11 protein-coding genes are annotated in these 11,284 nt (G+C 64.7%); 6 read left to right on the top strand and 5 right to left on the bottom strand.

Annotated elements, in window-relative coordinates; all coding sequences use genetic code 11:
* Positions 1-96: 96 nt before the first annotated feature.
* Positions 97-1,461 carry a pectate lyase gene (locus RIF85_RS12030; protein ID WP_309072140.1) on the bottom strand — a complete coding sequence of 455 codons (1,365 nt, stop codon included), beginning with the start codon at positions 1,459-1,461 and terminating at the stop codon, positions 97-99.
* Positions 1,462-1,595: 134 nt separating this feature from the next.
* Complete coding sequence (locus tag RIF85_RS12025; RefSeq protein ID WP_309072139.1) at positions 1,596-2,609, bottom strand: LacI family DNA-binding transcriptional regulator; 1,014 nt, start codon at positions 2,607-2,609, stop codon at positions 1,596-1,598.
* 153 nt (positions 2,610-2,762) lie between these two features.
* Between RIF85_RS12025 and RIF85_RS12020 the strand changes: the two genes are divergently transcribed.
* From RIF85_RS12020 to RIF85_RS12005, 4 genes are read left to right on the top strand one after another with little or no spacing between them, the layout of a single operon-like run.
* Positions 2,763-4,181: a Gfo/Idh/MocA family oxidoreductase gene (locus RIF85_RS12020; protein WP_309072138.1), complete on the top strand. Its 1,419-nt coding sequence runs from the start codon at positions 2,763-2,765 to the stop codon at positions 4,179-4,181.
* The gene (locus tag RIF85_RS12015) at positions 4,174-5,121 is read left to right on the top strand and encodes an NAD(P)-dependent oxidoreductase (RefSeq protein WP_309072137.1); all 948 of its coding nucleotides are present in this window, start codon (positions 4,174-4,176) and stop codon (positions 5,119-5,121) included. Before RIF85_RS12020 ends, RIF85_RS12015 begins: the two co-directional genes overlap by 8 nt.
* A 3-nt stretch (positions 5,122-5,124) precedes the next feature.
* Positions 5,125-6,030 (top strand): 5-dehydro-4-deoxyglucarate dehydratase, encoded by a 906-nt coding sequence (locus RIF85_RS12010; protein ID WP_309072136.1) that lies wholly within the window; start codon positions 5,125-5,127, stop codon positions 6,028-6,030.
* Positions 6,027-7,091: a mandelate racemase/muconate lactonizing enzyme family protein gene (locus RIF85_RS12005; protein ID WP_309072135.1), complete on the top strand. Its 1,065-nt coding sequence runs from the start codon at positions 6,027-6,029 to the stop codon at positions 7,089-7,091. Before RIF85_RS12010 ends, RIF85_RS12005 begins: the two co-directional genes overlap by 4 nt.
* On the opposite strand, the gene RIF85_RS12000 is transcribed toward RIF85_RS12005, so the two are convergent.
* Positions 7,061-8,179: a phosphotransferase gene (locus tag RIF85_RS12000; RefSeq protein WP_309072134.1), complete on the bottom strand. Its 1,119-nt coding sequence runs from the start codon at positions 8,177-8,179 to the stop codon at positions 7,061-7,063. The genes RIF85_RS12005 and RIF85_RS12000 overlap by 31 nt on opposite strands.
* 105 nt (positions 8,180-8,284) lie before the next feature.
* Between RIF85_RS12000 and RIF85_RS11995 the strand changes: the two genes are divergently transcribed.
* Both RIF85_RS11995 and RIF85_RS11990 read left to right on the top strand, forming a co-directional pair.
* Complete coding sequence (locus tag RIF85_RS11995; RefSeq protein WP_309072133.1) at positions 8,285-9,325, top strand: ring-cleaving dioxygenase; 1,041 nt, start codon at positions 8,285-8,287, stop codon at positions 9,323-9,325.
* Complete coding sequence (locus RIF85_RS11990; protein WP_309072132.1) at positions 9,322-9,951, top strand: alpha/beta hydrolase; 630 nt, start codon at positions 9,322-9,324, stop codon at positions 9,949-9,951. Before RIF85_RS11995 ends, RIF85_RS11990 begins: the two co-directional genes overlap by 4 nt.
* A 2-nt stretch (positions 9,952-9,953) precedes the next feature.
* On the opposite strand, the gene RIF85_RS11985 is transcribed toward RIF85_RS11990, so the two are convergent.
* Together RIF85_RS11985 and RIF85_RS11980 are read right to left on the bottom strand one after the other, a co-directional pair.
* The gene (locus RIF85_RS11985; protein ID WP_375164844.1) at positions 9,954-11,060 is read right to left on the bottom strand and encodes a M24 family metallopeptidase; all 1,107 of its coding nucleotides are present in this window, start codon (positions 11,058-11,060) and stop codon (positions 9,954-9,956) included.
* Positions 11,057-11,284, bottom strand: a 228-nt coding sequence (locus RIF85_RS11980) for a DUF6807 family protein (protein ID WP_309072131.1), incomplete at its 5' end; no start/stop codon positions are given. The genes RIF85_RS11980 and RIF85_RS11985, both read right to left, overlap by 4 nt.

Here is an 11,284-nt window from a genome sequence, read left to right as displayed (position 1 = left end):
CCACGCCGGCGGATGAAGCCGCACCCAATGCCATAAATCCGGCAGTACCGGCGATTCCGGTCAGTACTGTTCTGCGGTTGATGTGTCGTTCGAGGATCACCGGCGATCTCCCGCCGTAAATACGGGTCCAACGTTGCCCTTGAGAATCGAGGGAACCGCCTGAGCCGGATGAACCTGTGTGCGAAGTACCGGCCGCCATGAGGTGTCCTCTGCCAGTTGTTTGTCCGCGGGTGCGCTGGCGTTATAGGCGGCGCGGAGATCGACGACGTGCCGATTGACTGTGTTGTCGATCGTGGTGATTGCCGTTCCCTTCCAGTGCGCAATGATCTCCGAAGGGTCGACTTCCGGGGTAAGCGTGAAGGCGTTGGCCTCCGCCCAGATGTGGGACTCCACGCCGGCACCCAGGCTGTATTGGTAAGGAACCCTGGACTGCTCGTTGGTGACGAAGTGGTTGTTGTAGACGTCAACCTGCCCGTAGCGCACGCGCGGCGCGCGCTGCCCGACGTTCACGAACTCGTTGTGGTGCAGAGTTATCCGCAGCTTGCCGGGGTCTCCACGGCCGGGTGAGTCTGTGGATCCGATCAGCATCAGCTTGTCCCGGTCAGCAAAACGGTTATAGGAGATGGTGATCAGGTCGGAACCGTTGGTGACGTCGATAGCGCCGTCGTGTTGCTGGTAGGGCCGCCCGAAGTACTCGGGTGCCTCGTCGTCGAAGTAGGGATCATCGGTGTAGTGGTTGTGGTCCATCCAGACATTCGTGGACCCGTTGATGATCTGCACCATGTCGTATTCGCTGTTCCAGTTCCCGGAACTGCCGTCGGTGGGATCCCACTGCGGGAAACAGTCAATGACTCCCTTGTGGTGAAGGTTCCGCACTATGACGTTGTTCGCACGATTGATGCGCAGCGACAGTCCGTTGAGGGTTGCATCCGGAGAGGCGCCCACGATGGTGGTGTTGCTCGGCACATCGAGGAGAATCGTTGCCCTCTGCTTTTGGGCAGCACGGTTTCGGGCCTCCTCCTGCCCACCCTCGGGCTCCCGGTCCCACCCCCAGGTGGCCGGATCGTATGCCTCAAGGTATGCATCGAGCGAGTAGCCGGTGCCCGAAGCGTACTGGTCGCAGGAGAGTGGATTTCCGGCATCGTCGGCGTTGCCGAGCAGTTCACCGTGGACGCGGATGATCTTGGAATCGTTACCGGCTGCGGCGAAGGCCGCTTTGAGTTCTGCCCGGGATGAGACATCGAAGATACGGTCACCGTCAGCCCCCGCGCCGCCGGTGGTACCCGCACCGTACGAACCCCAGCCGTCATTGGTGGGTAGCGTCTGGTGTTCCAGTGGCGTTGAAGCTGTCTGCGCGGGCGGCGCCGCATGAGATGGAGGTTGGGCGGTAGCGGGGGCGCCGGTTGTTGACACGAGGGTCGCGGCGCAAAGCAGGGTCAGGGCAGGACGAAACAGACTCACTGAGCTTCTCCTCATTGAGATTGAGTGGTGTGTTCGAAAGCTTTCTTGACGGCACCTCGACGAGGGCCGATCCCGGTGCCGCAACCATAGAAAACGCTTTCTCGCATGTCAACCACGCGTGAACGTTTCGCTGTCTAGCGAGTCGCGGGTCCGGTACTCCCGCGCGGCCGAACTTCGGGCTGGAAGGTGGTGTGGGAAGGTTCCGAAGCGGCGTCCCCGAGAAGCCGCCGCATCTCCTGCCACGCCTGCTCGCCGATGTCGTTGATCGGCACGGCAGCGGTGGTGAGGGGTGGGGTGGTGTAGTTCGCAAACGGGATGTCGTCGAACCCGGTTACGGAGATATCCCCCGGCACGTCGACGCCCCGCTCGTGCAGGCCGCTCAGTAGTCCCATGGCAACGAGGTCGTTGAACGCCAGTACGCCGGTTGCTCCCGTTTCGAGAACGGCCTCCGCTGACCCGTGGCCAGCCTCGAAGCTGGATCCGCCGGAGAGTACGGTCAGGGTGACCGCGGGATGATCCGTGCGGAACTTCTCCAGTCCCTGAAGGCGGGCCTGGTTGCCGGCACTCCGCTCGGGGCCCGAGAGGAAGGCGAGGTGGGTGTGCCCCAGTTTCACCAGGTGCATCGCGAGATCCTGTATACCCTGTCCGTAGTCGACCACGAGGCTGGGTGTCTGGATGTCCGCCGTCGAGCGGTTGACCAGTACCAGCGGACGCAGGGACGGAGCCAGCGCTTCAAGTTCGGCATCATTCATGCGCGGTGCGCAGAGCACGACGCCGTCGCACCGGCGCCGTGCTTCCCCCGCCAGAATGGACTCCTCACTGGAAACCTCGGAGGAGTCGGCTATCAGGACGCGGTAGCCGTCCTGCGCAGCGGCACGGCTCACCCCGCGGAGCATGCCCTGGAAGGTTGGATTGGCAAGGTCAGGAACGACGACGCCGATCGTGTCTGTCTTGCCCAGCGCCAGGCTGCGTCCCACCGCGTTGGGCTGGTAATTCAATTCCGCAGCCGCTGTGCGGACACGGGCGGCGATGTCCGGATCTACGGAGAAGTTGCCGTTCATGACGCGCGAGACCGAGGCGAGCGAGACTCCTGCCCGCTGTGCGACGTCGGTGATGCCTACCCTGCGGTTGGCGGTTTTCCTTGCCATGGGTTCCTCATGAGCTCGGGATCGGCGTGATCACGGTGAATGGTTGACGGGTGAGCCGGTGTATTGATAGAAAGCATATAACGTTTCCAGAAAACGTTTTCTCGCCATCTACGGCGTCGCATCGTTCCTGATGCCGACCAACCAAGGAGCCCCATGAGCACCGCCTCCCACACCCTGTCTGCCGAACCGCAGTCGCAGGATCAGAAGCGCACCCGCGTCGTCCTGATCGGCACCGGGTCCAGGGCCGACATGTACGTCCGTGCAGCACTCGGCGACCACGCTTCCTCAACCGAACTCGTTGCCATCAGTGACACCAATCCCGGCCGTGTCGAGTACTACCTCGCGCTGGCTGCGGAGCTGGCCGGCGGAACAGCGATTGGAAAGTTCGATCCCAAAGACCTGACACAGTTCATCCAGGACAACGGCATAGACCGCGTCATCGTCACCACCCCTGATTACACGCACGCCGACTACATTGTCGAGGCGCTGGAAGCAGGCGCGGACGTCGTCGTCGAGAAACCGTTGACCATTGATGTGGAAGGCTGCCGCCGTATCTGCGACGCCATCGAGCGAACGGGCAGGGACGTCGTCGTCACCTTCAACTACCGGTATTCGCCGCGTAACAGCGCGCTGAAGGAGCTCATCCAGAGCGGCGCGATCGGCACTGTCACATCGATTGACTTCAGCTGGATGCTCGACACCGTGCACGGCGCCGACTACTTCCGCCGCTGGCACAGGCGCAAAGAGAACTCCGGCGGCCTGCTGATCCATAAGGCCTCACATCACTTCGACCTGGTCAACTGGTGGATCGACGACGTCCCCGAGCGCGTGTTCGCCAGTGGGGGGCTTCGCTTCTACGGTGACCGTAACGCCGCAGGCCGTGGGCTGACCGACCGCCCGGAGCGCGGCACCACCGACTCCGCCGCCGGGGATCCGTTCGCTCTTGATCTGCGCGAGGACGAGCGATTGAACGCCCTCTACTACGCCAACGAACACCACGACGGCTATCAGCGTGACCAGGACGTCTTCGCACCCGGCATCACGATCGAGGACAACCTCGCCCTGGTGGTGGACTACCGGACCGGGCCCACCCTGAGCTACTCCCTCAATGCACACAGCCCCTGGGAGGGGTACCGGGTCGCGGTGAACGGGACGCTCGGCCGGGTTGAGCTTGAGGTAGTGGAACGCGCCGCTGTCTCGAGCAGCACGGACCAGAAGAACGTCGTCGATCCCAGCGCCACCCCGGTGGAGGAAGAGGACGCCCTCAGGGTGAACGGTGAACGGCTCATTCTCCAGAAGCACTGGGAACGCGCCGTGGAAGTGCCGATCGTGAACGGAGAAGGCGGTCATGGCGGCGGTGATGCGTTGCTGCTCACCGACCTTTTCGAAGGGCCGGGCGAGGACCCGTTGGGCAGGCCGTCCGGTTACCTGGACGGACTGCGCGCCGTGGCGGTCGGCATTGCAGGCAACGCCTCGCTCGATTCCTCACTCCCTGTCCGGATCAGCGAACTCGGCCTGGGCACAGATCTCGCGGCTGACCGTGATGCGAGCGGTCAGGTGCGCCATGACTGAGCGCTCCCGGACCACAGTCCTGGTCACGGGCGGCTCGGGCAGGCTGGGGCGCAGCGTGGTGACCGGCCTCGCTGACGCAGGGTACGACGTCGTCTCCGTGGACCGCGCGCCGGTTCCCAGCGGCGTGTTCCCCGCTCAGATCCGGCAGGAGGCAGTCGACTTGCTGGCCCCCGGCGTTGCCGGGAGCATGATCGAAAAGCACCGGCCCGACGCCGTCATCCACCTCGCTGCGATCGCTGTACCCTTCAGTGCACCGGAGAGCGTCATCCTCCAGACCAACAGCCAGCTCGCCTTCCAGGTGATGGGTGCGGCGACCGACCTTGGAGTCGGCCGGATCATCACCGCTTCCAGTCCCACAGTGCTCGGGTACGGTTCTCCAGCAGGGTGGATGCCCGAAGCGTTTCCGCTGGATGAGCAGACGACCCCGAAACCCTGGAACGCATACGCGCTCTCCAAGCTGCTCGCCGAGCAGACGATGCGGATGTTCGCGGCAGCCCAGGGTGAAAAGATCCGCTACGCCGCATTCCGGCCCTGCTATGTCATCTCGCCCGAGGAATGGGCAGGAGCGCCCACGCAACAGGGGCATACCGTCGTCGAGCGGCTGGACGATCCCGCGTTGTCCGCGCCGGCGATCTTCAATTACGTCGACGCCCGTGATGTCGCAGATTTCCTCGACGTGCTGCTGCAGTCAATGGACCGGATTCCGAACGCCGAAACGTTCTTCGTCGGGGCGGCTGACGCGCTGGCCCGTGAGCCGCTGTCCGAGCTCATTCCCCGCTATCTGCCCGCAGTGGGTGCGCTCGCCGCCGACCTGCATGGAACCAGCCCGGCATTTTCGATTGAAAAGGCCGGCCGCCTGCTCGGGTGGAAGCCGAAACGCAGCTGGCGCACCGAGCTGGCAACCTCGCAGCTCGCGTCAGCTACCCAGGAAGCAAGGTAAGACATGCAGTTCAATGGAGTTCTGTTTTTCCCCGTCACACCGTTCGCGCCATCGGGGACGGTGGACACCTCAAAGCTTCGGGAGCACATTGAGTCCCGCCTCAGCCACAATCCGGGAGGAGTCTTTCCCGCGTGCGGCACGGGTGAGTTCCATGCCCTCGATATCGACGAGATCCGTGCGGTGGTCACCACGGCGGTGAGTGCCGTCAATGGGAAGGTCCCGGTGATTGCCGGTGCCGGCGGGCCGCTCGGCCATGCCCGTGCTGCGGCGAAGGTTGCGGAGGAGGCGGGCGCTGATGCCCTCCTCGTCCTGCCGCCGTACCTCGTCAAGGGGCCCACCGACGGACTGGTGGCGTACGTCGAGGATGTGGCAGCGGCATCAAGTCTGCCCGTCATCATCTATCACCGCGCTAATGGATCATTCACCGCGGACGCCGTTGCCCGCCTGGCGGCCAATCCCAAGGTGATCGGGTTCAAGGACGGTGTGGGGGACGTCGGCCTTGCACAGGAGATTGTGTCCGCCGTCGCAACTACTGGCCGAACTGATTTCCAGTTCTTCAACGGTCTGCTGACCGCCGAGCTCAGCCAGGGCGCCTACCGGGGACTCGGTATCCCGCTCTACTCTTCCGCTGCTTTCGCCATGGCGCCGGATATCGCCACCGCCTACTACCGCGCGTACATTGACAACGATGAGCAGGCCCGGCATCGGTTGCTCGACGGCTTCTATGCGCCGCTGGTGAGGTTGCGCGACCAGACTCCCGGATTCGGTGTCTCGCTGATCAAGGCGGGGCTTCGACTGGACGGGCTCGACGTCGGTTCTGTCCGCCCACCGCTGGTCGATCCGACTGAAAGCCAATTGGTGGAACTCAAGGCCATTCTCACCGCCGGCCGGGAGCTCGTAAGTTCATGACCCCGAAGATCACCGGCCTGTCAGCCCGCCTCATCACAGCGCCCCTGCGGCGCGCGTGGGGGGCGGATGTCCCGGAGAACCACTTCATTGCCACCACCGTGACGACGGACGACGGCGGCACGGGGCACGGCTTCTCCTGGACGCCGACCATCGGGCCCAGAGCAGTTCTGGCGTTGCTGGAGCATGACATCGCGCCGTTTGTGGCGGGGCTGCCGGCCCGCGCCGAGGAGGTATGGGACGCGCTCTGGGTCCGCCTTCATGAGGCCGGCGGAGGAGGTCTCACCACCATCGCAATGGCCGGCGTCGACCTTGCGTTGTGGGACCTGGCGGGGAGGCAGGCAGGTTGTTCCGTGCCGGACCTGTTGGGACGCCGTCGCGAGACGGTGCCGGTGTATGGGTCCGGAGTGAATTTGCACTACTCCCTGGACGAATTGGTCGATCAGACACAACGCTGGGTGGCGGAGGGCAGGCAGGCCGTCAAGGTGAAGGTCGGCAAACCCGACCTGCGCGAGGATGTCGAGCGGATCGCCGCCGTGCGGAACATCATCGGCCCGGACCGCGCGCTCATGATCGATGCCAACCAGCGGTGGGATCTGCCCACCACCCTGCGCGCCCTCGACCGGCTCGGTGAGTACGGCCTGCACTGGCTCGAGGAGCCGATCCGTGCCGATGACCTGTCCGCGTACCGCCGGCTGCGCCGTTCCACGTCCGTGCCGATCGCCCTGGGCGAGAACGTGCACACCATCTACAGGTTCCGCGACTTCATCGAGGCAGATGCCGTCGATATCATCCAGCCGAACATCGTCCGCGTCGGTGGAATCACGCCGTTCCGTCGAATCGTTGAGCTCGCGCGGGCGAACAGCATCGCTGTGGCGCCGCACCTGTTGCCGGAACTGTCCGGTCAGTTGGCGTCCACGCTTGCTGAAACGGCCTGGGTGGAAGCGGTCGACGGCGCCACCCTGGCTGAGCTGGGCATCCTCGACGGGCCGTCGCCCGTCAGGATTACGGAATCCGGGCTGACGGTTACCGGTCAGCCCGGCCTGGGATTGGCGCTCAATTGACTCAATGCTCTTTTGCGTGCCCGTTCTGCTGAATTGAGGAGCAGGTCCAGCAGGGCAATCAGGTCCTCCAGTGCCGCTGCTGGTTCCTCCCCGGGGAGGCTTCCTCGCCGGGGAGGGTGCCCCGCATCCATCCCGGCCACGATGTCCGCGGCGAGCTTCCAGCGAAGTGCAATGGCGGCGTCGAACCCCAGACGGATTTCCTCAGGCGTGATGTGACCCGCCTCCGCACGAAGGGCTTCGGAGTAACGGTTTACGGCTTCATCGACAATCGGAACCACTACACCGGCCCGGGCATCCCCTCTACGAACTGAGGAAAACAGGAGCGATGCCAGGTCAGCCCCTACGGGACCGGCGCCAATTGATTCCCAGTCAATCAGCACAGTCCGGGAATCCGACCGGAAGAGGTTTGCACCCACCGCGTCGTGATGGCAGAGGGTGTGGGGGAGGGATTCCAGGAAGCTCCGGTAACGCGCCTGCTCAAGGACGAGGCGTTCGGCTGCGACCAGCCGGTCACCGAGACGCGCTGACGTGGCCGGGCGAGCCTCACGGAGGCTGCGCAGGCCTCGTTCCACGGCTTCAGGCTGGCTATGCCGATCGATCCACTCGGTGAAGTACCACGGCTCAGCGAGTTCCCGTCCTACCCACCGACCGCCCATCTGGCCCAGATCATGGGCGGCGGCGAGGATCGTTTCAGCGTCCAGAGGACGGGTTCCGTCGTGGCCGATTTCCTCCAGCCAGAGCGTCCTGCCGCCCTCGGAGTCGAGCTCGCTTCCGTACAGCCGCGGCGCTGCCACCCCTGGAGCGATGTCATCGAGCACTCCGGATGCGTAGGCATCGAACTCGCGCGCGCCGTTATCCAGCAGGTACGAGGTGGCCAGACCTGGTCCTTCGGTGCGTTTCTCGATCATGGACCACTCAACGTCTGTTCCACCGACCGCCGCTATGCCACGGACCCGGCTTACGCTCCGATGGGCGAGGAACGCGTCGTACTCCAGGGGTGTTCGCTTGATTTCTCCAAGCGCGGTAACGCGGCCGCCGACAGCTTCCGCAACGGCCGACTTCAACAACTCGTTCGGGCCTTCATCCACGTCCCACAGGCTATCTGCTGCCCGTGGGAATAACGAAGAAGGTGCATGCATTTGCATCTATACGCGTCGACCGCAGGGGCCGACCGGGAGCTCCGGAGGATCACCATGACAGCGCACACCACGGGTCTGCACCACGTCACCGCCATCGCGGGCGACCCTCAGGCGAACATCGACTTCTACATCCGCGGTCTGGGGCTGCGCCTCGTGAAGAAAACCGTGAACTTCGACGACCCGTCCACCTATCACCTGTACTACGGCGACGACGCCGGCCGTCCGGGTTCGCTCATGACGTTCTTCCCATGGGGTCAGGTAGCGCCGGGACGCATCGGTGCAGGCCAGTCGACGACGACGGCGTTCTCCGTTCCGGAGGGAAGTCTCGGTTGGTGGCAGAACCACTTTCGTTCCCTCGGCGTGGACTCCTCCATCTCCCGTGCATCGGCGCAGGAGGAGAGACTTTCCCTCCGCGACCCGGACGGCCTCCAACTCGATCTCGTCGCCTCCTCCACCACGGACCCGCGCAACCCCTGGGACTCCTCGTTCGTCCCTGCGGACCACGCCGTGCGCGGTCAGCACTCCTCGGTGCTGACCGTCGCCAACCCGGAGCACACGTTGCGTGTCCTCACCGAGGACCTGGGATTGCGCATCACAGAGGAGACCCCCGGCCGTACCCGCCTGGAAGCCGGCGACGGCGGTGCAGGCAACATCGTTGACGTCGTCGCGGATTCTTCCGGCCAGTATGGGCTGGTCGCCGGCGGCACCGTGCACCACATCGCTTTCCGGGTGCCGGACAAGGCTACTCAGGAACTCTGGCGCCAGGACCTTGTGGAGCGCGGCTTCAGGGTCACGGCCATCCTGGACCGGCAGTACTTCACGTCCATCTACTTCCGCGAACCGGGCGGCGTGCTGTTCGAGATTGCGACCGACACCCCGGGATTCAACGTCGATGAACCTCTGCTCGAACTGGGCCGGTCGTTGAAGCTCCCGCCGTGGCTTGAGCCGTCACGGGAAGACATCGAGGCGTCCGTGGCCCGGATCAAGGTGCCGGAGGACAACAACATTCTCGGTAGCGACGCCGGCTCTGACCTCGAAAGTGCGGTTGGAACGGTCGACGGGACCGTCAATGAGTCAACGGGACAGAACGCATGACGGGCGCGCCGAACGCCGCGGGCTGGCCGCACATCTATCGGGAAGGTTCCGCCAACAGCTCTATCCTCCTGATGCTGCACGGGACAGGGTCGAACGAGCAGGACATTGCCCAGCTCGCCGCGGAACTCGACCCGTCCGCCGGTGTTCTCGCTCCGCGTGGCCGAACGCAGGAGAAGGGCATGTTGCGGTGGTTTGCCCGGCGCGGGGAGGGATTGTTCGATGTCGACGACGTCATTCTGCGTGCCGGCGAGCTGGCACAGTTCGTTGGTGAGGCACGGGAGCAGTACGGCCTGGGTGACCGGCAGTTCATCGCCGTCGGATTCTCCAACGGTGCAAACATCGCGCTGGCAACGGCCATGCTCCATGCCGACGTGATCGACCGCGTGATTACGTTCTCCGGGATGTATCCGTTCGGAGACCGCACTACGGAGGGCGATCTGTCCGGCAGCCGGTTCCTCGTGCTCAACGGACGGACGGACCCGATGGCGCCGTTGGAGAGCGTCACCACCGTGGTGCAGGAACTGCGGCGGCAGGGGGCCGACGTCGAACAGGTTCTGAGGGATGGCGGCCACGGGGTCGCCCGTTCGGATCTGAGCGCCGCCGTCGGTTGGCTCAAGCGCCTCTGATTCTAGATCTGGAGCGTCGCCGGACGCATCAGGCCGTTCACCTCGACGGTAGGCCAGCGTTCATCGACGCTGAGTACCCGGACCCCTTCTGCCGTGAGTAGTACGGTGTCCTCGATCTTCACGCCAGGTCCGGACGGGTTCCATGTAAACGCCTGGTTCAGCACCACCTCGTCGTCGGTTGCTGCTGTCACCTTCGGATCCCTGCCCGCATAACCGGCCGGCCCGCCCTGGTGATGTAAACGCCACTGCTCGGGACCAAAACCATGCACGGCATAGGAGCGGCGGATGCCGTCAAAAATCGTATCGAGCCGGGCACCGGGCACAGTGGCCGCGAAGATGTCAGCCTCAACCGCGGCGATCCGGACCTCTGCATCGCGTTCTGCAGCCGTTGACCCATCGAACCGCACCCAGCGCGTGACGTTGGCAACCATGCCCCGACGCCTCGCGCAGACAACGGCCATGGCCCGGCGGCCCAGAGGCGCCGCCGTCGGCAGGGGGTGACGGAAAGCCGAGCGCTCGCGGCCATTGCACAACAGGACCAGCGGTTCTGCACCCATGGCGACGATCCGGGCGGACAGCTCCGCAGCGACGTCACGCTCCCTTGTATGCGGCCGCACCGCTGAGAGCACGTCCGTCATGGCCCGCGCCACTTCCCGATTGAGAGCGGCATAGTGCTCCGCCTCGACCGGAAGGAGCTCCTGCCGCGCCATTCGCAGTTCCCGCTGCACGTCTGCCTCAGCCAATGGCTCCGGTACCGCCAGACGGCGCGCCACCTCCAGTACGGACTCATACCAGGGCACGGGATGAACAACGACGCCGGCAGGCAGTTCTTCACGGATCAACCGGTCCGCTTCGTTGTTGGAAGTCACGAGGTGGTCGCGTTCGCGGTCTACGAGCAGAACGGCGACCGGATCACCGGCGAGGCTGATGTGCAGGCGGCTGCCGCCCAGGTACCAGGTCATGACCGTGTTGCTCGTCATCAGCAGCGAGTCGTGGCCGGTTCGGTCGAGGATTTCCATGATCCGCGCGCGCTTGACGGCATGCTCGCCGGTCAGGTCATCAACAGGCTCGGAGAGCGCGTCCCGGCTGGCGACTGGTGTGGTGGTCATGCGTGCCTTTCTTCGGCCGCGAGGGTGCGGACAGTCTCTGGTGGAACGGCGCCGTCGGCGACGAGGATGGTGACGGAGCGAAGAAGCGGGTCCTGTCGGGTGACGCTTACGGGCCGGTCCCAGGCGAGGGAAAGTCCGACTCCCGGATAGCCTGCGGCCCGCACGAACCACGGGTCGCCGGCTGCGTCATTCGGCAGGAAGACGAGCGTGGCCTCCTGACCCTG

The sequence above is a fragment of the Arthrobacter sp. genome (genome assembly GCF_031179385.1).
Lineage (GTDB): Bacteria > Actinomycetota > Actinomycetes > Actinomycetales > Micrococcaceae > Arthrobacter_D.
Note: the sequence above shows the minus strand (reverse complement) of the source record. Positions and strands in the feature narration are given on the sequence as shown.